Below are 21,083 nucleotides of genomic sequence, written 5' to 3'. Positions count from 1 at the left end.
GCGGGGTCAGCGTTCGAGCAGCTCGTCCGTCGTGGTGCCGGGGAGGGCGACCGTGACGCGCGTGCCCCAGGGGTCGGCGGTCGTCACGGTGCGGCCGTCGTCGCCGAAGTCGATCCCGCGTGCACGCAGACGGTCGGCGAGGGCGTCGAGGTCGGCGCGGGCCGGCACCGTGAGGGCGACCTCGCCGATACCGAGGCTCGCGGCGCGGGGGCCCGCGCCGGCGCTGTTCCACGTGTTCATCGCGACGTGATGGTGGTAGCCGCCCGCCGAGGCGAAGAGAGAGCCGGGGTACCAGCGCACGGTCGCCTCGAACCCGAGCGCCTCGAGGTAGAAGGCATCGGCGGTGGCGATCTCGCCCACCTGCAGGTGCACGTGACCGACGCTGCCGCCGTCGGTCGGCGCACCCTCGAGCGCCTCCGGGGTGAGGTGCCGGCGCAGGTAGTCGTTCGGATCGAGGCGCTCGACCCCCATCTGCAGTTCGTCGCCGATGTGCTGCCAGAGATCGCGCGCGCGGTCGGCGTACAGCTCGATGCCGTTGCCCTCGGGATCGGTGAAGTAGAACGCCTCGCTGACGAGGTGGTCGCTGGCCCCGGCGAAGCGGCTGCGCGGATGCTGCGCGGTGCGGTGGACGGTCGCTGCGAGCGCCGCCGGCGAGTCGAACAGGAAGGCCGTGTGGAAGAGACCGGCCTGCCGGGGATCGGCGGCGGGAAGCCCCGGCGTGTGCACGAGACGCACCATCGGGGTGCCGGCCCGCCCGAGCACGCGGTGCACCTCGCGGCCGCGGCTGCGCTCCTCCAGAGGAGTGAGCGCGAGCGCGTCGGCGTAGTAGCCGGACATGGCCTCCAGGTCGCCGACGCGGAGGGTCACCGCATCCATCGTCGTGTCCGGGTGGAGGATCTGCGCGTCGGTCATGCCCCCTGCAACAGCGGCTAGGCTCCGCATATGCCCGGTTCTCCGCGCGTCGACGACGTGTCGGCCTGTCCTTGCGGGAGCGGTGCGGCCTTCGGCGGATGCTGCGCCCCGGCCCTGCGCGGGAACCCGCCGGCGACGGCTGAGGCGCTCATGCGTTCGCGCTACACGGCGTTCGTCGTCGGCGATACGCGGCACCTCGCCGACAGCTGGCACCCGGGGACGCGTCCGGACGACCTCGAGCTCGACGCGGCCGTGCGCTGGACGGGACTGGAGATCCTGGACACGCAGGACGGGATGCCGGGGGACAGACGCGGGCGGGTCGAGTTCCGCGCCCGCTACCGAGCAGGACGGGAGAGCGGCGAGCTGCACGAGCGGAGCCGGTTCGTGTGGCAGAGCGACCGCTGGTGGTACCTCGACGGGGTGGTCGGCTGACCGACCCGGAGCTGTCAACCCTGGTCGAGGGCACCGGTCGGCTTCGTAGAGTGGAGTGACCTGTCCGGACCCGACCCCCAGGAGCTCACATGGCACGCGTTCTCATCTTCGGCGGCCACGGCAAGGTCGCCCTGCTGCTGGAGCCGCTGCTCGCCGCCCGCGGCGACGAGGTGACCGCCGTCGTCCGCAATCCCGACCACGCCGACGAGGTCGCGGCGACCGGAGCGACGCCGCAGGTCGCGGACATCGAGCATCTCGACACCGACGAGCTGACGGAGCTCGTCCGCGGCCACGACGCGATCGTGTGGTCGGCCGGCGCGGGCGGCGGGAGCCGCGAGCGCACGTACGCGGTCGACCGCGACGCGGCGATCCGCTCCATCGATGCGGCGGCTCGTGCGGGAGTGTCCCGCTACGTCATGGTCTCCTGGATCGGATCGTCGTCCGATCACGGCATCGACCCGGAAGACCCGTTCTACGCGTACGCCGATGCGAAGCTCGCCGCCGATGAGCACCTGCGGGCGAGCGACCTGCGGTGGACCGTGCTCGGGCCCGGCGCCCTCACGCTGGACGAGCGCACCGGGCTCATCACGACCGACCCCGAGGGCCGTGGCGAGGTCGCGCGAGCCGATGTGGCCGCCGTGATCGCCGAGACGCTGGTCGAGGACGCCACGGCGGGCAGGACCATCCGCTTCGGTGCCGGCGCGACTCCGATCGCGGAGGAACTGCGCGGCTGAGCGCGGAATGCGCCGGCGCGGGCGGGCGTTGGGTCGGTCATGACCCCGCAGCCCGTCGACGTCGTCGTGGTCGGCGCAGGCCAGGCCGGTCTGTCGGCGGCCTACCACCTACGGCGCCGCGGCTTCGTGCCGCTCTCGCGTGCCCGTGCCGGGGATCGCACCTTCGTCGTGCTCGACGCGGCGGCGCGCGCCGGCGGCGCGTGGCAGCATCGGTGGCCGACGCTCCGGATGGCGACGGTCAACGGCATTCACGAGCTGCCCGGTCACCCGGTGCCGCCCGCCGACCCGGCCGCGGCGAGCCGCGACGTGCTGCCGGCGTACTTCGCCGACTACGAGGCCCGGTACGACCTGGACGTGCGGCGACCCGTGCGGGTGCGGGCCGTGCGCCGCGCCGAGCCGCCGTCGGCCGGGCTGCTCGTCGAGGCGGAGACCGCGAGCGGGACGGAGCCGGAGGTCTTCGCCGCCCGGTACGTGATCAACGCGACGGGAACCTGGACGCGCCCGCACTGGCCCGCCTACCCGGGGCGTGAGCGGTTCCGCGGGCAGCAGCTGCATGTGCACGACTACGTCTCGGCGGAGGAGTTCGCGGGCCGGACGGTCGTCATCGTCGGAGCCGGCGTCTCGGCGGTCCAGCTGCTCGAGGAGATCTCGCGCGTCGCGCGCACGGTCTGGGTGACCCGACGCGAGCCGAACTGGATCGACGAGGACTTCGACGTCCCGGCCCGGGTCGCGGCCATCGCGGGCGTCGAGGAGCGGGTGCGCCTGGGGCTGGCGCCGGGGAGCGTGATCTCGATCACCGGGATGCACTGGACCCCGTGGGCGCGGGCCGCCCAGCGACGCGGTGTGCTCGTGCGGCATCCGATGTTCACGGCGATCGAGGAGGACGGCGTGCGAATGCCGGACGGTTCGTTCGTCCACGCCGACGTCATCCTCTGGGCGACGGGCTTCCGAGCGGCGGTCGACCATCTCGCGCCGTTGCGGCTGCGGACGCCGGCGGGCGGCATCCGCGTCGAGGACTCCCGATCGGTCGACGAGCCGCGTCTGTTCCTGATCGGCTACGGACCCTCGCAGTCGACCGTCGGCGCGAACCGTGCCGGCCGCGCGGCCGTGCGCCAGATCGTCGCGGATCTCGGCGAGGCCGCGCCCGCACCATTGCGCAGTGTTTCACTCGTGTCACCTCCGCGAAACAGAAAGGACATAGCGTCGGACCATGAGCATCAATCCCTCGCATCCCGTGGATGAGGTCGTCGACCCGGAGCGCGCGATCAGCGCGTCACTCTCTCCCGATGAGTTCAAGGCCCTTTTCCGCGGCCACCCCGGTGGGGTCGCCGTCATCACGGCGGAGGGGCCGGACGGTCCCGTCTCGCTCACCGCGACCTCCGTGTCGTCGGTCAGCGCCGAGCCGCCGCTGCTCATCTTCTCCGTCTCGGCGCTCTCGTCCGCAGCCCCCGCCATCCTCGCGGCCGAGACGATCGTGGTGCACCTGCTCGACAGCGACGACATCGACGTGGCGAAGCTCGGCGCCACCAGCGGCATCGACCGCTTCGCGGACCGCGACGCCTGGACGCGTCTGGTGACGGGCGAGCCCGTCTACAACGGGGTGCGCGCGTGGGTGCGCTGCAGCATCATCGAGCGGATGAACGCCGGGGGCTCCACCGTCATCGCGGCGCACGCGCTGCAGTCCGGCCTCAACCGCGACGTCGACCCGGGCGAGCACGGCAACGCGCTGGTCTACCACAACCGCACCTGGCACCGTCTCGGCGACCACTCGCGCGTCGACTGATGCGGAAGTCTCGTCCTCTCGGTCCCGGAGCGAGGAGCGAAACGACGAGACGTGGGAGCGCGGTGCGCTCGTTCCGGTGGGGCGCTTCGTCTCGCTGCGCTCGCGGTTCCTGAGCGAGGAGCGAAGCTCCGAGACGAAGGGCAGCGACCGGACTTTCGCCACTCCCGAGGTCTCCACGGTTCATCTGTCTTGTCCCTGCCGATCTCGGCGACCGGGAGCGACAGGTGAACCGGACCTCCGCCACCTCGGACGAAGGGGCATCCTGCGCCGGTGAGCGGTTCGCGTCGTAGACTGGATGCGGCGCGCAAGCGCCACGGCCGTGGCAGCATCCCGCGACGATCACCCGATGCCGCCCCTCCGGTCGCCCCAGCGGGGCGCGGGGCGCCGAGTGCAACCACCTGCTGACGGAGCAAGGCGGCACGACCGCTGATCTTCCGCGGAGGTAGTCGTGGCGTCCAGAACCGACGATCGCACACTCGTCCAGCACACCGGCTGGGGGTACTTCCCGATCGCGTTCGTGGCGCGTCTTCCGTTCGCGATGATGGTCGTGGGGGTGCTCACCCTGGTCACGAGCGCGACCGCATCCGTCGCGCTCGGCGGCCTCGCCTCGGCGGCCGTCGGCATCGGCGTCGTCGTCGCGGGTCCGGTCATCGGCGACGCGGTCGACCGTCACGGCCAGCGGACCGTGCTCGTGCCGGTCGGGCTGCTGAACGGGGTGCTGCTCGCACTGTTCCCCCTCGTCGTGCTCTCCGGGATGCCGGCCGGGATGGTGCTCGTCGTCGCCGCACTGATCGGCGTGACCGCCCCGCAGGCCGCGGCCATGAGCCGCAGCCGGGTGATCGCGATCATCCGCGACCGCCTGCGCCCCGAGCGTCGACCGCGCACGTTCTCGCGTGCCATGTCGTACGAGTCGGCGGCTGATGAGACCGCCTTCGTCATCGGGCCGTTCCTGGTCGGCGTCTTCGCCTCCTTGCTCGCTCCGTGGGCGCCGATCGCCATCGCGGCCGCCCTCAGCTTCGTGTTCGTCACGGCGTTCGCACTGCATCCGACCGGGGTCCTGGCGACCTCCAGCGAGTCCGAGACCGAGCAGCGGGCGCCGTTCTCGGCGGTGCTGCATCCCCGAGTGCTCGTCCTCGTGGGCGCGACGTTCGCCGTCGGGCTCTTCTTCGGCGCGACGCTGACCTCGCTGACCGCGTTCATGGAGACACGCGGCGAGGGCTCCGAAGCGGGACTCCTCTACGGCCTCATGGGCATCGGGTCGGCGATCCTGGCCCTCGCGGTCGCGGCGCTGCCGCCCCGGTTCGCGCTGCGCTGGCGCTGGATCGTGTTCGCGGCGGTCATGACGGTGTCGGCCTCGGCCTACGCGATGACCCACGCGGTCGACGGACTCGTCGTGACCCTGCTGGTCATGGGGCTCGGGGTGGGGCCGGCGCTCGTGACGATCTTCAGCCTCGCGGGCGAGCGCAGCCCGGCCGGCCGCTCCGCGACGACGATGACCCTCCTCGCCTCGGCACTCACCCTTGCGCAGGCCCTCGCATCGGCCGTCACCGGAGCGGTCGGCGAGAACGTCTCGGTCACGCTCGCGCTCGCGTTCCCCGCGGTCGCGGGACTGCTGGTCGTGCTGTTCGGCGTGCTGAACCTCGCGGTGGAGCGCCGCGAGCACCGTCGGGCCTACAGCGTCGGGTACGCCTCGAACACCGTGTCGGCGGGCAGCGGCTCGTAGAACCTGGACTCGAACGGTGCGGAGCCACCGGAGGGTAGGACGTCGGCGAACGACCACCCCGCGTCGATGATCGTCCCGGCGGCGTCCCGCGCGAGGACGGTGACACCGATGTACTCCTGCGGCATGGCGAACGTGCTCGTGACGGTGCCGGACACGATCGTCCCGACGGGGTCCTGCGCGGCCGCTGCCTCGCTCACCGTCACCGCGCCGAGGTCGTCGGGGGACAGGACGGTCGCGCCGGACGCGGCGGGCAGCTCGATCTCGAGCCGCGCGATCCCGCCCTCGCCGACGTCGAGGCACATGCCGGCGAGCGCCGTGCGTCCCGGAGCGATCGACACTTAGTCCCATCCGGTGTCGAGGACGACGCCGTCGGGGTCGACCGCATGCACGAGCACGTCGACGTCCTCGAAGATCGCGTCGTCGTTGGGGTTGTCGATGACGACGGCGTACCACCAGAACGTCTCGTCGAAGGCGGTCCGGCCGACGGCGCTCTCGACCGTCACGAGCTCGTGCTCGGCGCCGTGCTCCGCGGACTCCTCGGCGGCCGGTGGCGCGGGTTCGGTGCCCGGCGCGGATTGATCCCAGAGGCTGCCGAACCCCACGAAGAGCACCGATGCGACGACCAGGACCACGGCGAGGACACCGGCGGCGGAGGTAACGAGCGCGGCGATGCTGAGTCCCTTGCCGCCGTGACGGCGGCCGATGAGCCCGATCAGCGCGCAGACGAACCCCGCGACGAGCACCGGGGCGGCGAGGAGGTTCAACAACGGCACGATCGTGAGCAGGATCCCGCCGATCGCCAAGGTCAGCGCCACCACGCCGAGAGCGGCCGATCTCGGCGCGCCCGGGGCGGCGTCGATGCGGCACCCGGGGAAAGCGGCTGCGGCGGACGCGCGTAGGGCGGCAGGGGAGGCGGATACCCGCCGTGGGCAGCCGTGAGGGCGTCGCCCGCCGGGACCGACGCCGGGGCCCCGCCCACCGGGACCGGCACCGCACCCGGGTATGGCTGCACGTATCGTGCCGGTGGAGCGGCGGGCGCACCGGCCGCTGGCGACGCAGCCGCATCGGACTCGGGGGGTGTCCGGGGACGTCCGGTCGTCGCTCATGTCGGATCTCCTCGCGAAGCGGATGCGGTGCCCCGAGCCCAGGGCGTCCTGCGGCGACCTGGCGGGCGGGTGGAGACGGGTCTGCGGAGAGGCGCGGGGGAGACGATCAGATGAGGGCGCGCGGGGTCAGCGCGACGACGGGCGGGACCGCTGTCGACGTCGGCGCACGGTCGCGTCGATCGTCCGCCAGCCGACGAGCAGCACCAGCAGCGTCACGGCCGCAACGACGACGAAGGCGACGGCGGTGCCCTGGCCGGTCGCGGTGCGCAGCAGCATCCCGCCGGCCACGGTCACGGCCCAGACTCCGACACCGGTCGCCAGCGGCGCGGTCGGGCGGCGCCAGGCCATCGTCACGAGCCAGCCGAGGGCGAGGGCGGCGAGGAACGGCCAGGCCGTCTGCGCGAGACCCGCGCCCCACGGGCCGAGCACACCCTCGGCGTGCGCGGCACGACCGAACGCGGCGAAGACGACGACGAGCACGGCGTCGACGACGAGCGCCGTCACCGCCGTGCGGGTGCGATGGGTCACGGGTCCTCCTTTCCCTCTCCATCCTCGCAGCCCGGTCTACGCTCGGAGCATGCAGATCCTGCTCGCCGTACTCCTGCTCCTCAATGCGGTCTTCAACGTCGTCGTCTGGCCGCGCTTCTTCACGCGAGTCGCGAAGGACGCCCGCGCGCGCGATGCGGCCGGCAAGCCCACGGCCTTCCTCATCGTGCACGCCGTGCTCATCGGCATCGCGCTGCTGCTGGCGCTGGTCTCCGCGATCGCCGGCGTCTGGGCGCTCGTCACGATCTGACCGCGCACACGGCCGGACCGCCTACGATTGCCCGGTGGCCGTCACGAAGATCCTGCTCTTCTACCAGTTCACCCCCCTCGCCGACCCGCAGGCGGTGCGCCTGTGGCAGCGCGACCTGTGCGAGCTGCTCGGGTTGCGTGGACGCATCCTGATCTCGAAGGACGGCATCAACGGCACGGTGGGCGGTGAGCTGCCTGCTGTGAAGGCCTACCGTCGCAAGACCCTGCAGTACGCCCCGTTCGCCGGCATGGACGTGAAGTGGTCGGAGGGATCCGGCCTCGACGGGGACGGGCGCAGCCTCGACTTCCCGCGGCTGTCGGTCAAGGTGCGCGACGAGATCGTGAGCTTCGGTGCGCCCGGGGAGTTGACCGTGGACGGCGGGGGCGTCGTCGGCGGCGGAACGCCGCTCAGCCCCGATGCGGTGCACGCGCTCATCGAGGACCGTGGCGACGACGTGGTCTTCTTCGACGGGCGGAACGCGTTCGAGGCCGAGATCGGACGATTCCGGAACGCCGTCGTTCCCGATGCGGCGACGACCCGCGACCTCGTCGGCGAGCTCGACTCCGGTCGGTACGACCACCTCAAGGACCGGCCCGTCGTCACCTACTGCACCGGCGGCGTCCGCTGCGAGGTGCTGTCGAGCCTGATGGTCGCGCGCGGCTTCCAGGAGGTGTATCAGATCGACGGCGGCATCGTCCGGTACGGCGAGCGGTTCGGGAACGACGGCCTCTGGGAGGGGTCGCTGTACGTCTTCGACGGGCGCGAGTCCATGGACCTCGGCCCGGATGCCGCGGTCATCGGCACCTGCGCCGCTTGCGGCGCCGCCTCGTCGCGGATGACGAACTGCGCCGACGACGCGTGCCGGCGACGCGTGGTGGAGTGCGAGGAGTGCGCCGTCGCGCGCGAGCGGATCACCTGCGGACCCCATCCGCACGCGGCGGGGTCGTCCTCGCAGGCATGACCGGATCGGCCGGGGCCGTCGCCGGTGCGGGATCGCCGCATCCGGCGGTGGCCGCCTCCGCATCGATGGGAGGATGGAGCAATGCCTCCCGTACCCGATCAGCCGCTCGACCGCTACACCCTCGCGACCGACGGGGCGTGCAAGGGGAACCCGGGACCGGCGGGCTGGGCGTGGGTCGGCGAGGACGGTCAGTGGGCCGCGGGCTCGATCCCGGCCGGAACGAACAACATCGGCGAGCTCCTGGGCCTTCTCCACGCCATCCGGGACCACCAGCACGTGACGCATCTCACCGTGCAGGCGGACTCGAAGTACGCGATCGACACCTACTCGTCGTGGATGGACGGTCACGCACGGCGCGGATGGGTCACGAGCGCCAGGAAGCCGACGGCGAACCGCGACATCCTGGAGCAGCTCATCGCCGCGCGCGACGCGCGCCGTGACGCAGGCCTGCCGCCCGTCGTCCTGGAGCACGTGCGCGGACACAGCGGGCATCGTCTGAACAGCTGGGCCGACGAGAGGGCGGTGCGTGCCTCGCAGCACGCCGCGAAGGGAGAGGAGCTCGTCTGGACGTCGCACCGCGGGCTCGACCCGCTCGACGTGTCGGTCGACCCCCCGCGCGGCTCGGGCGACCGCGCACCGCGCCGCTGAGCCGGGCAGGGCCGGCTACGGCTCGGACGGAGCGCTCGCCATGCGCTGGGTGCCGATGACGCAGAGCAGCGCGAGGCGCTCGGCGTCGACGGTTCCGGGCATCGCCGTGAAGACCAGCAGGCGCTGACCGGTCTCGCGGTCGAGCAGCGTCTGACAGTCCAGGGTCAGCGCGCCCACCTCCGGATGCCGGAACCGCTTGGTCTGCGGGTGCTTCTGCGCCACGTCGTGCGCATCCCAGATATCGGTGAACTCGGGGCTGGTGCGCAGGAGCTCGGCGACGATCTCACCGGCCCGCGAGTGCCGTCCGAGCCGCGCGTACGCCGCGCGCAGCTCGCCGACGAAGGTGCGTCCGCGCTCGTCGTGGTCCGCGCTCGCATAGACCTCGCGCGAGGCGGGCTCGGCGAACCAGCGGTACACGGTCGCCCGTCGGATCCCGGTCAGCGCAGAGGAGTCGCCCAGCAGCGCCTTCGCCGGCGCGGTCTGCACGAGGGTCTCGCCCAGCTCGCTGATCACCTGCGCCGGGGTGTCCTGCAGGCGGTCGAGGATCCGGAGCATCCCCGGCGACACGTATGCGTCGGTGCCGACGCGTTCCGGGGCCGGGTGCCCGGCCAGGTGGAACAGGTGATCGCGCTCGGCACCGGACAGGCGAAGCCCCCGGGCGAGCGCCGACAGCATCTGCTCGGACGGCTGCGGTCCGCGGCGCTGCTCGAGGCGGGTCAGGTAGTCGGTCGACATGTCTGACAGCTGCGCGACCTCCTCGCGGCGCAGCCCCGGCGTGCGGCGACGCGGACCCCGCGTGAGCCCGACGTCCTCCGGTCGCAGCGCCTCGCGCCGCGTGCGGAGGAACTCCGCGAGCTGATCCCGATCCATGCGTCCCATCCTGCGCCTCGCAGCGCCGCACAGCCAGGGATGGCCGATCCCCGGATGAGCGGGCCCTGGTCGCGACGGCGCGTCGGGCGCAGGCTGGGGTGATGACGAACGAACGCATCATCCTCATCACCGGCGGTTCGCGTGGACTCGGCCGCGCCGCCGCCCTCGCTCTGGCCGAGGCGGGCACGGACATCGTGCTCACCTATCAGTCGAACGCGGTCGCCGCCGCGGCCGTCGTCGCCGAGATCGAGACGCGTGGTCGCCGGGCGGCGGCGCTTCCGCTGGACACGACCGACCCTGCGGCCTCCGACGGCTTCGCGGAGGCGCTGCAGGACGTGCTCGGAGCGCGATGGGGCCGCGACACGATCGACGGACTCGTGAACAACGCCGGGTTCGCCGGCCTGACCCCGTTCGGCGGCATCGAGCCAGCGCAGATCGAGCGTCTGGTCGCGGTGCACTTCACCGGTGTCGTGCTGCTCACCCAGCGCCTCGCGTCGACGATCGCCGACGGCGGGCACATCGTGAACATCTCGACCGGGCTGAGCCGCATGCCGCTGAACCCGGCGTACTCGGTCTATGCGGCCGTGAAGACCGCCGTCGAGACGTGGACGGTCTACCTCGCGAAGATCCTCGGTCCGCGGCGCATCCGCGTGAACACGGTCGCGCCCGGAGCCACGGCGACCGATTTCGGCGGTGGTGCCATCCGCGACGACGAGGCGTACCGCGCGATGATCCTCCCCACCGTCGCGATGGGCCGCATCGGCGAGCCGGACGACGTGGGCCGGGCGATCGCCGCGGTGCTCGACCCGCGCATGGGGTGGGTGACCGGACAACGCATCGAGGCGTCGGGCGGCCAACGCCTCTGAGCGACCACATGTGCCGCCGGCCGATCGCGCTGTCGGATGTGTCGCGCGCAGGAAGGGGGCGTGGAAGCGGATCATGAGGAGCTCGTCGTCGCGGACGCAGGGGCATGATCCTCGCGCACGCCATCCCGCCGGGACGCGACGCGGGCGTCCGGGCCTGCGGCCCCTGCGTAGGCTGGAGCACATGCTCGCCACCGTGATCCATGCCGCCCGGGACATCCGCGTCGAGGAGGTCCCCGATCCCGTGCTCTCCACCGGCAGGGACGCGATCGTTCGGGTCGTCGCGGCCTGTGTGTGCGGCTCCGACCTGTGGCCGTACCGCGGGGTGACCCCGACCGAGACACCCCATCGCGTCGGACATGAGTTCGTCGGCGTGGTCGAGAGCGTGGGGCCGGAGGTGTCCGCGGTGAGGCCGGGCGATTTCGTGATCGCTCCGTTCTACGTCTGCGACGGCACGTGCCTGAACTGTCGTAACGGCGTGAGCACTTCCTGCCTGCACGGCGGATGGTGGGGGAGCGATGCCGGCGAGGACGGCTTCGCCGACGGCGGGCAGGGCGAGTACGTGCGCGTTCCGCTCGCGGACGGCACTCTGGCCGTCGTTCCGGGTCCCGTCGTGGAGGAGGAGATCCCGGGCCTGCTGACCCTCAGCGACGTGATGGGGACGGGGCACCACGCGGCGGTCTCCGCGGGTGTGCAACCGGGCGACGCCGTGGCGGTCGTTGGCGACGGCGCTGTGGGACTGTGCGCGATCATCGCGGCGAAGCGCCTGGGCGCGACCACGATCATCGCGATGTCGCGGCACCCGCAGCGCCAGGCGCTCGCCCGCGAGTTCGGCGCGACGCACGTCGTGGAGGAGCGCGGCGACGAGGGCGTCGAGGCGGTGCGCGGGCTCACCCGCGGCATCGGCGCCGATCGCGTGCTCGAGTGCGTCGGAACGAAGGAGTCGATGGACCAGGCCCTGCGCTCCGCCCGACCGGGCGGCATGGTCGGCTACGTCGGCGTGCCGAACGGCGGCCCCGAGTTCCCGGTTCGGCCGATGTTCAACCGCAACGTCGGGGTGAACGGGGGCGTCGCGCCCGTGCGCGGATACATCGAGGAGCTGCTCCCCGACGTGCGCTCCGGCGCCATCCGGCCGGGGCTCGTGTTCGACCTGGCGCTGCCGCTCGCCGAGGCCGCCGAGGCGTACGCGGCGATGGACGAGCGTCGCGCCACGAAGGTGCTGCTGCGCCCGTGACGTCCCGCGCGTCGTCGCGGTGTCGGACCGGGACGAGGGTACACGCTCGGCACCGGGGCGAGCGTGCCGGAGAGGCGCTGGTCGACGATCATCTCGCGGGACCGCGGATGGCGGGAGGTCAACCGGCTGATGCACGGCCTCACAGAACCACAGATAACCCGACGCCAAACCGGACGACCGCGACCCATTCTCATCAATGAACAAGCGCCCCCGAAAGAGGGGCGCACAAGCTGATGCGAAAGCCTCGTCTTCTCGGGAGAGCGTCGAGGCTACGCTGGCGTCATGACAACCCTCGTGCTCACGGTCGTCGGGAACGATCGTGCCGGAATCGTCGCGGCCGTCGCGGACGTCGTGAGCGAGCACGGCGGCAACTGGGAGAACAGCCAGCTCGCGGAGCTGGCGAGCGCCTTCGCCGGCATCATCGAGGTGTCGGTCGCCCCGGCGCGCGCCGAGGCCCTCGGCGACGCCCTTGGCGGGATCGCGGGCCTCCTCACGATCGCCGTGCAGGCCGGAGGGCTTCGTGAGGACACGAGTGCGGCGCGACGCTTCTCGTTCGAGATCCTCGGGAACGACCGTCCCGGAATCGTGCGCGAGGTGACCTCCGCCTTGAGCGCCCGCGGCGTCAGCATCGATCGGATGACGACGGCTACCCGTGACGCGGCGATGGCCGGCGGACGGCTGTTCGAGGCGGCGATCACCGCGTCCGTGCCGGCGTCCGTCGACGTCGACGAACTCGCTCTCGATATCGAGCGCCTCGCCACCGAGATCCAGGTCGACGTGACCCGCGGGGACTGAGCATCCGGCGGGGCACCGGTCCTCGCTCGGCTCAGCCGTCCTGGAGGGCGTCGTCGCCGAACACCGGGGGAAGATCGAAGGACGGCTGCGTCCTGTCGCCTTCCGTCGTGCCGGGGCGCCCGGTCTCGGAGTCGTCCGTGCCCGCGTCGGGATTTCCGGCGGCGGGGGGTTCCGGGGTGGGCGTCGTGTCCGGATCGGGTGTCGGTTCGGGCTCGGGAGTGGTCTCCGGATCTGGAGACGGCGTCGGCGTCACCGTCGGTTCGGGAGTGGTCGTGGGGGGCGTGGTCGCCGCCGGCTCCTCCTGCGTCGTCCCGGGGACGGCGACCGGGGACTGCGGCGCGGGGGCCGAGCGGCGGGGCAGCGTCACCCGCGGGGCCGGATCGGCCTCGCGGACCTGCAGGGGCGGTTCGACACCGAGCGCGGCATCGATGTCCTCGGGTGCATCGACGGCGGCGACGGTGAGGATCTGGCTGGCCTGAGCGGTCCTGGCCGCCGGGTCGGCATCGGGGACGCTCAGCGCGATCGCGGTCACCGCCGTCACCGCCAGGGCGCACGCGGATGCGGCGGCTGCGGTGACCAGGCGTCTGTGCGTTCGCACGAAGCTCCTCTCGTAACGCCGAGATCCAGGGGCGTGGAAACTCGATGTCTCGTATCAGGGTGTCTTCCATACTCACGGGATCGATGGGCGGAGTCAACGCGGGGGCGTGGCGAGACCTTCCCCGAGGGTGGGCAAACCCCCGATGAGACCGGTAACTCGTCGGTTCGAAAAATCCTCGCACGGCCCCTGGAACGGTTCATCGCCCGCCCCCCAGGGCGCACGGCCACCCGGCCGATCGGCCGCGCGCTCGATCGCTCACGACGGATCGAGCGGGAACCGGCGCCGCAGCACGACCCGCTGCACGAGCGTCCAGGTCACGGTCACGGCGAGGTAGATGCCGGCTGCCAGCGGGACGAACATCGCGACGACCGCCGTGGCGAACGGGAGGATGCCGATCACGCGCATCGGCAGCGCCGGCATCGCCGCGGAGGACTCGACCGAGGGGCGGAACAACCGGCGCGTGGCCTCGGCGACGATCGCGATGATCAGGACCATTCCGCCGAAGACGGCGACCGTCGCAGGCTCGAGCGCTCCGTCCGCCACCGACCCGGCCAGGCTCGACCCCAGGGGAACGCCCGACACGGTCTGGACGAGCAGCGCGTTGGACCGGCCGGCGATCGCCGGATGGAGGAACACCGCGTACAGGACGCCGACGACGGGTGTCTGCACGAGAACGGGCAGGCACCCGGAGAACGGCGATGCGTTCTCATCCCGATAGAGCTGCATGGTCTCGCGTTGCAGACGTTCGGGGCTCGACCGCCACCGCTTCTGCAGATCGCGAAGCCGCGGCGCGAGGCGGGCGCGCACCTGTTCGGCACGTGCCTGGGCGATGCCCGTCGGGATGAGGGCGGCGCGCACGAGGAGCGTCACGAGGACGACCGCGGATGCAGCGGCCCACGCGCCGGAGACGGGTTCGAGGAGGGTCGTGAGGGCGACGAGGCCCCGATAGGTCAGATCGAGGACGGCAGCGAGCGGGGGGAAGGCGAAGAGGTCCATGGGGTCCGTTCTGGCGACGCGGTCGAGGGTTCGGAACGACCGCGAAGGGACACCACGGACTCCGCTCTCGCGGAGGATGCGTGGTGCGTGCTAGGCGGCCGTGGCCGCGGATCCCGGTGCTCGAGGGCGCGGGTGACCCGAGGCATCCGGATCGCTCTGCGCGAGCGGGGAAGAGATGTCCATCGCGCGCATCGGGTGCGCCGTGGACGTGTCGAGGCGGCCGGTGGCATCGGCGACGAGAGCGGCGATGGCGACGATGGCCGCGGCGACCAGCAGCATCGTGGCCGTGAGGACGGTGCCGTCATGGGGGATCGCGCCGTGCGTCAGCCGGACCAGCGACAGGAGCGCGTGCACAAGGTCGGTCAGTGACGCGATCATCGGCCCCCTCCGCCAGACGGTTCGGGATCACGGTAACACCACCGCGTGCCCGGTCGACACGGTGCGGGACGGCGGCGGTGCCGGAGACGCCCCGCCGATCGGCTGCGCGCGTACGGCGTCAGATGACGATCGCGGCCCGGCGCCGCATCCGTCTCCCTAGGCTGGACGCATGACAGAACACCACGCAGACCACCGCGCCGACGCGGAGGCGAACCGGCTGAACGAGATCCCCCGCATCCCCCTGAACTCGGGATACGACATCCCGCAGCTCGGCTACGGCGTCTTCAAGGTCGATCCGGCCGAGACCGAGCGACTGGTGACCGAGGCGCTCGATGTCGGCTACCGGCACATCGACACGGCGGCGATCTACGGCAACGAGGAGGGCGTGGGCCGTGCGATCGCGGCGAGCGGCATCCCGCGCGACGAGCTGTTCGTCACGACGAAGCTCTGGAACGACCGTCAGTCGGGCGACCAGCCGCGGCCGGCGCTCGAGGAGAGCCTGCACAAGCTCGGCCTCGCGCACGTCGACCTGTATCTCGTGCACTGGCCGTCTCCGGCGAACGGCCACTACCTCAACGCGTGGACGCAGCTGGTCACGCTGAACGAGGCGGGTCTCACCCGGTCGATCGGCGTCTCGAACCACCTGGTCGAGCAGCTCGAGAGGATCGAGGCCGAGACCGGCACGCTGCCGGCCGTCAACCAGATCGAGCTGCATCCGGCACACCAGCAGCGCGAGGTCGTCGAGTGGTCGACGTCCCGTGGCGTGCGCATCGAGGCGTGGGGGCCGCTGGGCCAGGGGAAGTACGACCTGTTCGGCGCGTCCGCGGTCCACGACGCCGCAACGGCGCACGAGCGTTCGCCCGCGCAGGTCGTGCTGCGCTGGCACCTGCAGAAGGGAAACATCGTGTTCCCCAAGACCGTGAGCCGTGAGCGGCTCGTCGAGAACCTGCGGGTGTTCGACTTCGAGCTCTCGGACGCCGAGGTCGACGCCATCTCGGCGCTCGACCCGGGCGACGGCTCGGGACGCGTGGGCGCGCATCCGAACGACGTGAACTGATCACGTCGGGTGCGGCTTCCCCGACGGAAGGGACGACTCCGTGAAGGTCGATCTCAAACGAGACATGGCTGCGTATCGTGCGCGCCGTGGCGTGTGCGAGATCGTCGACGTGCCGCCGCTGACGTACCTGATGATCGACGGCCAGGGCGACCCGAACACGTCCGAGGCATACCGCGACGCGGTGTCGACCGTCTTCGCGGTGGCGTACCGGCTGAAGTTCCGGAGCAAGCGCGAGTCCGACCGCGACTACGTCGTGATGCCGCTGGAGGCGCTGTGGTGGTCGGACGACATGGCGACGTTCACGAGCGACCGCGACACGTCGCGCTGGAGCTGGACCGTGCTGAACCTCCTGCCCGACTGGATCACGTACGCCGACGTCGACCGTGCGGTCTCCGAGGCGGATGCGGCCCTCGTTCCGGCGCGCGACCGCATCCGTCGGGAGACCTGGGAGGAAGGGCGTTGCGTGCAGACGCTGCACATCGGACCCTATGAGGACGAGGGCCCGGTGCTCGCCGAGATGCACGACGGATTCATCCCGGGCATGGGGCTCCGGATGACGGGACGCCACCACGAGATCTATCTCAGCGACGTGCGCCGCACCGATCCGGCGAAGCTCAGGACGATCCTCAGACAGCCCGTCGCGCCTGCCTGAGCCGCTCGGGCCCGGCTCTCCTGCGGGCCATGTTCGGCGTTCCGTCGCCGAGGCGATTGTTTCGGCCCGGGACAAGCCCGCCCGCGGCACCGACGTGCTCGGTTAGCGTGGCGGTATGACCGAGACATCCTCCACTCAGACCACCCCGGCCGACCGCGCGCGCACGCTGTCGGCGTTGCACGCCGCCCCCGAGATCCTGCGCGTCGTCAACGTTTGGGACGTCGTCTCGGCCAAGGCCGTGCTCGACCTGCCGGAGACGAAGGCGCTCGCCACGGCCGGACACTCGATCGCCGCCACTTTCGGCTACGACGACGGCACGATCCCGCTCGAGATCACGCTCGACCTGGTCGGCCGGATCGTGAAGGCCGCCGGCGACGTTCCGGTCTCCGCGGACCTCGACGACGGCTACGAGGACCCGGGCGAGACCGTGCGCCGCGCGATCGGCGTGGGCATCGTCGGCGCGAACGTGGAGGACCGCCTGCGCCCCGTCGCCGAGGCCGCGGCCCGTGTCGAGGCGATCGTGGCGGCGGGTCGGGCCGAGGGCGTCCCCTTCGCCCTGAACGCCCGCACCGACGCGTTCGTGCGCGCGGACGGGCGTCCGGTCGAGGAGTCCGTCGCCGACGCGATCGAGCGCGGCCGCGCCTATCTCGCCGCCGGTGCCGACATCGTGTTCGTCCCCGGCGTCCTCGACGCGAACGTGACGCGGCAGCTCGTCGAGGGCATCGGAGAGCGCAGGATCAGCGTCATCGGCCTGCCGGGTGCGCTGACCGCGGCGGAGTACGAGGCGCTGGGCGTCGGCCGCATCTCGTACGGGCCGACGACGCAGCGGGTCGCACTGACCGCCCTGCAGGACGTCGCGAAGAGCCTCTACGCCGATGGCGTCATCCCGGCCACCACGCGCGCGCTCAACTGACACAGAGGGCGGTCTTCACGGCCCGACCGCTAACTCGAAAGTCTCCGCTCTCGGTCCCTGAGCGAGGGCGACGCGACGAGATGAAGGGCGGCGACCGGAACCACCGCGGGAGGGCCGCCGAGCACCCCGGCCTCAGGCGTTCGCGGTCTCGCTGCGCTTCGGCAGCACCCAGCCCGGGCGCACGAAGTGGCAGGTGTAGCCGTTCGGGATGCGCTGCAGGTAGTCCTGGTGCTCGGGCTCGGCCTGCCAGAACGGCCCCGCGGGCTCGATCGTGGTCACGGCCTTCCCCGGCCAGAGGCCGGAGGCGTCCACATCCGCGATGGTCTCGCGGGCGATCCGCTCCTGCTCGGGGCTGAGCGGGAAGATCGCCGACCGGTAGCTGGTGCCGATGTCGTTGCCCTGGCGGTTCAGGGTCGAGGGGTCGTGGATCTGGAAGAAGAAGGCCAGGATGTCGCGGTAGCTCGTCTTCTCCGGATCGAACACGATCTCGACGGCCTCGGCATGACCGGGGTGGTTGCGGTATGTGGCGTGATCGTTGGTGCCGCCCGTGTAGCCCACGCGCGTGCCGAGCACCCCGGGCTGGTGGCGGATGAGCTCCTCGGCGCCCCAGAAGCAGCCTCCGGCGAGAACGGCGGTCTCGGTTCCGGGGGCGCGGGTGATGGATCCGGTGTCGGTGGTCATGCTGCGTCCTCCTGCGTGGTGGTGAAGAGCGTGCGATATGAACCGTAGTCGTGCTCGTCGAGCTCGGCCACGGGGATGACACGCCGTGTCGCGGAGTTCATCCGCAGGCGGCCGCGCCGTCAGAGAGGAGAACAGACGGCGCGCTTGTTTTGGTCCCGTGAACCTGGGAGCGGGCTCTGAGTCGTGGGGCGTGTCCTGGCGCTCAGCCGAGGGTGACGACCTCGAGTCCGATCGACGCGCACGAACGGCGGTCACGGATGACGACGCGATCGGGGCGCAGGACGTCGCCCGCCGAGAACCGCCGGTCGGTCGAGACCAGCACACGGTCGACGCCGTTCACCAGCAGGAGCGGGGTCGCGAGCGCGCGCAGCGGGGGAGTGAGCCGCCGCTCGATCGTGTCGATGAGGACGTCGAGGCCGACGACGCCGACGAACGTCCCGTTCACCGTGACCGGAGCGGCGGCGGTCATCGTGTACTCGTCGCTGCAGAGGTAGTCGACGTACGGCCCCGCGACATGGGACCGACCGGTGATGCGCGGCACCCGGAACCACTCGAGCTCGCGGTAGTCGATCGCCTGTTTGACCGACTGTGCGGGGAAGACGAGCTTGCGACGATCGGCGCCCTGCCACCAGGCGAGGTGGCTGGACGTGTCCAGGAGCAGGTTCATCGCCGTGATGAAGCCCGCACCGTACACCGGCTCGCCGGGACGATCGAGGATGCTCCGTGCATGCGGGTCGACGAGCTCATCGACCCGGGAGGCGGTGAGCGTCGCGAGGTCGTGCGCTCCGAGCTCGTCGCCGATGCGGTCGGCGTGGGCCTCGAGCGGATCGAGCAGAGCGGCGAAGTAGGTCGAGACGATGTGCGCGGCGGCGGCCGGATCTCCGGCTGCCGCCTCGGTGTCGCGGTGCGAATCGGTCAGTGGCGCCGTCATCGCCTCTCCCCTCGAGATCCGGTACCCAGCACGTGGGTGTGACCGCATCGTACACAGGGTCATGTTTCAGGCGCGCTCCGCCCGGGCGCGAAGGTCGTCGAGCGCGTCGACCGCCTCGGTCACCATCCGCTCGGTGGCGGCGCCCGCGGCGTCCTCGTCTCCGGTGTCCACGGCGTCCAGAACGCGCTCGAACAGCTCGCGCTGGCGTGCACGGACGCCCTCGTCGACGTCGATGAGCCGGAGCAGCGGCGACAGCTCGGCCTGCAGCCGCATCTGGTCGCGGGTGAGTCGCGCCGACTGGCTGAGGGCGACCAGCTCGATCTGGAGATCGTCCATCGTCTGACGCCAGAGCGCGGCGTCTCCGGCGTCGAGCCGGGCGAGATGGCCTCGGATGGTGGCCACCTCGCTCGATGCTGCGCGACGGGCCGCGAGACGCACGCCGCCCATCGTGATCGCGGCGTAGTGCGCGCCGAGATCCCGCACGGCGAGGCGCGAGGACGCCAGCAGGCTGTCCCGCGCGAAAGCGAGCGGATCGGCCGACTCGGACACGAAGCTGCCGCCGTGTCGTCCGCGGCGGGTCACGACGAGACCGCGCGCCCGGAGGGCGAGGAGCGCCTCGCGCACGGTGACGGGGGCGACGCCCATCGTGCGGGCGAGATCGGCCTCGGTGGGAAGCCGGTCGCCGGCCGGGAGCAGGCCTCCGTTGATCGCGTCCGCCAGACGCTTCTCGACGAGCTCCGCCCGGCCCTCGTCGCCGATCGAGGTGAACATCGCCCCCTGGAGGCGATGCGGCCGTCGATCAGACTCCGTGGGCTGACTCGTCACGCTCCCATCCTCTCACCGGTGGGGCGGAGCGCAGCGATCAAACGTCACGGTCGCGTCATCCCGTTGAAATATTACCTCTGGTTATATATGTTTATCGGTGCCTGGAGCACAGAGTCGTCCCAAGGAGTACAGTCATGCCGCTTGCCGCATCCGCCGCATCCGCGGCCGTCGCCCAGGGTGACGTCCGTCTCGAGGGCGTCACGAAGTCGTTCGGCGCCACGGTCGCGGTGCGCGATCTGGATCTCGAGGTCGAGCAGGGGGAGTTCCTCTCCATGCTCGGTCCGTCCGGATCGGGCAAGACCACCGTGCTCCGCATGATCGCGGGCTTCGAGGACGTCACGACGGGCGCCATCCGCATCGGCGGCGACGACGTCACCGCGATGCCCGCTCATCAGCGCCCCGTCAACACGGTCTTCCAGGACTACGCGTTGTTCCCGCACCTCACGATCGGCGAGAACGTCGCGTACGGGCTGCGCGTGCGGGGCCGATCACGCGCGCAGCGCCAGGAGGCGGTGACCGCCGCGTTGGCACAGGTGCGTCTCGGCCACCTCGCGGACCGCCTCCCGCATCAGCTCTCCGGCGGACAGCGCCAGCGCATCGCGCTCGCGAGAGCCCTCATCCTGCGCCCGCGCGTGCTCCTGCTCGACGAGCCGCTCGGGGCCCTCGACAAGCAGCTGCGCGAGGAGATGCAGCTCGAGCTGAAGAGCATCCAGCGCGAGGTGGGCATCACCTTCATCTTCGTCACGCATGATCAGGAGGAGGCGCTCACGCTCAGCGATCGGGTCGCCGTCTTCAACGACGGGCGGATCGAGCAGATCGGAACGGCGCGGAACGTGTACGAGTACCCGCAGACCGAGTTCGTGGCGCGCTTCCTCGGTCTCTCCAACGTGCTGCCCGCCGACGTCGCCGAGCGCCTGACCGGCCGGGCGCGGCTGATCAGCGTCCGTCCCGAACGCGTGCGAGTGCTCTCCGAGGAGGACATGCCCCGCGCGGACGACGTCGTGACCCAGGGTGTCGTCGCCGAGATCGTGTACACGGGGCCCACCACCCGGGTGATCGTCGACGTCGCGGGGGACGTCCGGATCATCGCCGAGACGCCGAACACCCACCATCCCTCGGCCGATGTCCGGGTGCGGCGCGGAGACGGCGTCCGCGTCGCCTGGACCGCCGACCACGCCGCCGAGCTTCCCTGACC

The 21,083-nt window shown here is 71.6% G+C and carries 26 protein-coding genes; 15 read left to right on the top strand and 11 right to left on the bottom strand.

All coding sequences use genetic code 11. From position 1 onward, the window contains the following. Window positions 1–6 precede the first annotated feature (6 nt). Window positions 7–912, bottom strand: coding sequence for a VOC family protein (locus tag GVL03_RS15580; protein WP_200847196.1), 906 nt, complete (start codon window positions 910–912; stop codon window positions 7–9). A 30-nt stretch (window positions 913–942) separates the two neighbouring features. Here GVL03_RS15580 and GVL03_RS15575 point away from each other — a divergent pair, with 30 nt between their 5' ends. The 5 genes from GVL03_RS15575 to GVL03_RS15555 all read left to right on the top strand — a co-directional run bounded on the left by GVL03_RS15575 (window position 943) and on the right by GVL03_RS15555 (window position 5,584). Next, window positions 943–1,344, top strand: a complete 402-nt coding sequence (locus tag GVL03_RS15575) for a YchJ family metal-binding protein (RefSeq protein WP_159501925.1) — start codon at window positions 943–945, stop codon at window positions 1,342–1,344. A gap of 89 nt (window positions 1,345–1,433) precedes the next feature. Then, window positions 1,434–2,078 (top strand): SDR family oxidoreductase, encoded by a 645-nt coding sequence (locus GVL03_RS15570; RefSeq protein ID WP_159501924.1) that lies wholly within the window; start codon window positions 1,434–1,436, stop codon window positions 2,076–2,078. A gap of 39 nt (window positions 2,079–2,117) precedes the next feature. Beyond that, entirely contained in the window at window positions 2,118–3,320 is a 1,203-nt protein-coding gene (locus GVL03_RS15565; protein WP_159501923.1) for an NAD(P)-binding domain-containing protein, read from the top strand. Next, window positions 3,289–3,861 (top strand): flavin reductase family protein, encoded by a 573-nt coding sequence (locus GVL03_RS15560; RefSeq protein WP_159501922.1) that lies wholly within the window; start codon window positions 3,289–3,291, stop codon window positions 3,859–3,861. Before GVL03_RS15565 ends, GVL03_RS15560 begins: the two co-directional genes overlap by 32 nt. Before the next feature lie 448 nt (window positions 3,862–4,309). Next, window positions 4,310–5,584: an MFS transporter gene (locus GVL03_RS15555; RefSeq protein WP_159501921.1), complete on the top strand. Its 1,275-nt coding sequence runs from the start codon at window positions 4,310–4,312 to the stop codon at window positions 5,582–5,584. Here GVL03_RS15555 and GVL03_RS15550 read toward each other — a convergent pair. The 3 genes from GVL03_RS15550 to GVL03_RS15540 form a co-directional block, all read right to left on the bottom strand. Next, window positions 5,533–5,922, bottom strand: coding sequence for a hypothetical protein (locus GVL03_RS15550; protein WP_159501920.1), 390 nt, complete (start codon window positions 5,920–5,922; stop codon window positions 5,533–5,535). The genes GVL03_RS15555 and GVL03_RS15550 overlap by 52 nt on opposite strands. Beyond that, window positions 5,923–6,402 carry a hypothetical protein gene (locus GVL03_RS15545; RefSeq protein WP_159501919.1) on the bottom strand — a complete coding sequence of 160 codons (480 nt, stop codon included), beginning with the start codon at window positions 6,400–6,402 and terminating at the stop codon, window positions 5,923–5,925. 414 nt (window positions 6,403–6,816) lie between these two features. Continuing rightward, window positions 6,817–7,218 (bottom strand): DUF3054 domain-containing protein, encoded by a 402-nt coding sequence (locus GVL03_RS15540; RefSeq protein WP_159501918.1) that lies wholly within the window; start codon window positions 7,216–7,218, stop codon window positions 6,817–6,819. 49 nt (window positions 7,219–7,267) lie between these two features. Here GVL03_RS15540 and GVL03_RS15535 point away from each other — a divergent pair, with 49 nt between their 5' ends. From GVL03_RS15535 to GVL03_RS15525, 3 genes are all read left to right on the top strand, one after another. Next, window positions 7,268–7,486, top strand: a complete 219-nt coding sequence (locus tag GVL03_RS15535) for an SCO4848 family membrane protein (RefSeq protein ID WP_159501917.1) — start codon at window positions 7,268–7,270, stop codon at window positions 7,484–7,486. A gap of 34 nt (window positions 7,487–7,520) precedes the next feature. Continuing rightward, on the top strand, window positions 7,521–8,447 hold the full coding sequence (locus GVL03_RS15530) for a rhodanese-related sulfurtransferase (RefSeq protein WP_159501916.1): 927 nt from the start codon (window positions 7,521–7,523) through the stop codon (window positions 8,445–8,447). A gap of 81 nt (window positions 8,448–8,528) precedes the next feature. Next, window positions 8,529–9,095 carry a ribonuclease H gene (locus GVL03_RS15525; protein WP_159501915.1) on the top strand — a complete coding sequence of 189 codons (567 nt, stop codon included), beginning with the start codon at window positions 8,529–8,531 and terminating at the stop codon, window positions 9,093–9,095. Window positions 9,096–9,110: 15 nt separating this feature from the next. On the opposite strand, the gene GVL03_RS15520 is transcribed toward GVL03_RS15525, so the two are convergent. Then, entirely contained in the window at window positions 9,111–9,965 is an 855-nt protein-coding gene (locus GVL03_RS15520) for a helix-turn-helix transcriptional regulator (protein WP_159501914.1), read from the bottom strand. A 101-nt stretch (window positions 9,966–10,066) separates the two neighbouring features. On the opposite strand from GVL03_RS15520, the gene GVL03_RS15515 reads away from it, so the two are divergent. From GVL03_RS15515 to GVL03_RS15505, 3 genes are all read left to right on the top strand, one after another. Further along, window positions 10,067–10,831 (top strand): SDR family NAD(P)-dependent oxidoreductase, encoded by a 765-nt coding sequence (locus GVL03_RS15515; RefSeq protein ID WP_159501913.1) that lies wholly within the window; start codon window positions 10,067–10,069, stop codon window positions 10,829–10,831. A gap of 181 nt (window positions 10,832–11,012) precedes the next feature. Then, complete coding sequence (locus GVL03_RS15510) at window positions 11,013–12,062, top strand: zinc-dependent alcohol dehydrogenase family protein (protein WP_159501912.1); 1,050 nt, start codon at window positions 11,013–11,015, stop codon at window positions 12,060–12,062. A gap of 282 nt (window positions 12,063–12,344) precedes the next feature. Continuing rightward, entirely contained in the window at window positions 12,345–12,857 is a 513-nt protein-coding gene (locus GVL03_RS15505; RefSeq protein ID WP_159501911.1) for a glycine cleavage system protein R, read from the top strand. Window positions 12,858–12,888: 31 nt separating this feature from the next. On the opposite strand, the gene GVL03_RS22050 is transcribed toward GVL03_RS15505, so the two are convergent. From GVL03_RS22050 to GVL03_RS15490, 3 genes are all read right to left on the bottom strand, one after another. Continuing rightward, entirely contained in the window at window positions 12,889–13,455 is a 567-nt protein-coding gene (locus GVL03_RS22050; protein WP_200847195.1) for a hypothetical protein, read from the bottom strand. Window positions 13,456–13,710: 255 nt separating this feature from the next. Then, the gene (locus tag GVL03_RS15495) at window positions 13,711–14,451 is read right to left on the bottom strand and encodes a membrane protein insertase YidC (RefSeq protein WP_159501910.1); all 741 of its coding nucleotides are present in this window, start codon (window positions 14,449–14,451) and stop codon (window positions 13,711–13,713) included. Between the two features lie 90 nt (window positions 14,452–14,541). Continuing rightward, window positions 14,542–14,829: a DUF6412 domain-containing protein gene (locus GVL03_RS15490; RefSeq protein ID WP_159501909.1), complete on the bottom strand. Its 288-nt coding sequence runs from the start codon at window positions 14,827–14,829 to the stop codon at window positions 14,542–14,544. Between the two features lie 169 nt (window positions 14,830–14,998). On the opposite strand from GVL03_RS15490, the gene GVL03_RS15485 reads away from it, so the two are divergent. The 3 genes from GVL03_RS15485 (at window position 14,999) to GVL03_RS15475 (ending at window position 17,451) form a co-directional block, all read left to right on the top strand. Then, window positions 14,999–15,886, top strand: coding sequence for an aldo/keto reductase (locus tag GVL03_RS15485; protein ID WP_159501908.1), 888 nt, complete (start codon window positions 14,999–15,001; stop codon window positions 15,884–15,886). Between the two features lie 64 nt (window positions 15,887–15,950). Beyond that, complete coding sequence (locus tag GVL03_RS15480; protein ID WP_159501907.1) at window positions 15,951–16,538, top strand: GyrI-like domain-containing protein; 588 nt, start codon at window positions 15,951–15,953, stop codon at window positions 16,536–16,538. Window positions 16,539–16,653: 115 nt separating this feature from the next. Then, a complete protein-coding gene (locus GVL03_RS15475) occupies window positions 16,654–17,451 on the top strand; it encodes an isocitrate lyase/phosphoenolpyruvate mutase family protein (protein ID WP_159501906.1) in 798 nt (265 codons plus the stop codon). 132 nt (window positions 17,452–17,583) lie between these two features. On the opposite strand, the gene msrA is transcribed toward GVL03_RS15475, so the two are convergent. The 3 genes from msrA to GVL03_RS15460 all read right to left on the bottom strand — a co-directional run bounded on the left by msrA (window position 17,584) and on the right by GVL03_RS15460 (window position 19,888). Further along, window positions 17,584–18,132, bottom strand: a complete 549-nt coding sequence (gene msrA, locus GVL03_RS15470) for a peptide-methionine (S)-S-oxide reductase MsrA (protein ID WP_159501905.1) — start codon at window positions 18,130–18,132, stop codon at window positions 17,584–17,586. Window positions 18,133–18,334: 202 nt separating this feature from the next. Beyond that, window positions 18,335–19,063: a cache domain-containing protein gene (locus GVL03_RS15465; protein WP_159501904.1), complete on the bottom strand. Its 729-nt coding sequence runs from the start codon at window positions 19,061–19,063 to the stop codon at window positions 18,335–18,337. 66 nt (window positions 19,064–19,129) lie between these two features. Beyond that, window positions 19,130–19,888, bottom strand: coding sequence for a FadR/GntR family transcriptional regulator (locus GVL03_RS15460; RefSeq protein WP_235038197.1), 759 nt, complete (start codon window positions 19,886–19,888; stop codon window positions 19,130–19,132). A gap of 134 nt (window positions 19,889–20,022) precedes the next feature. Between GVL03_RS15460 and GVL03_RS15455 the strand changes: the two genes are divergently transcribed. Continuing rightward, window positions 20,023–21,081, top strand: a complete 1,059-nt coding sequence (locus GVL03_RS15455; RefSeq protein WP_159501903.1) for an ABC transporter ATP-binding protein — start codon at window positions 20,023–20,025, stop codon at window positions 21,079–21,081. Window positions 21,082–21,083 lie beyond the last annotated feature (2 nt).

Source organism: Microbacterium sp. 18062 (genome assembly GCF_902706225.1).
GTDB lineage: Bacteria > Actinomycetota > Actinomycetes > Actinomycetales > Microbacteriaceae > Microbacterium.
Note: the sequence above shows the minus strand (reverse complement) of the source record. Positions and strands in the feature narration are given on the sequence as shown.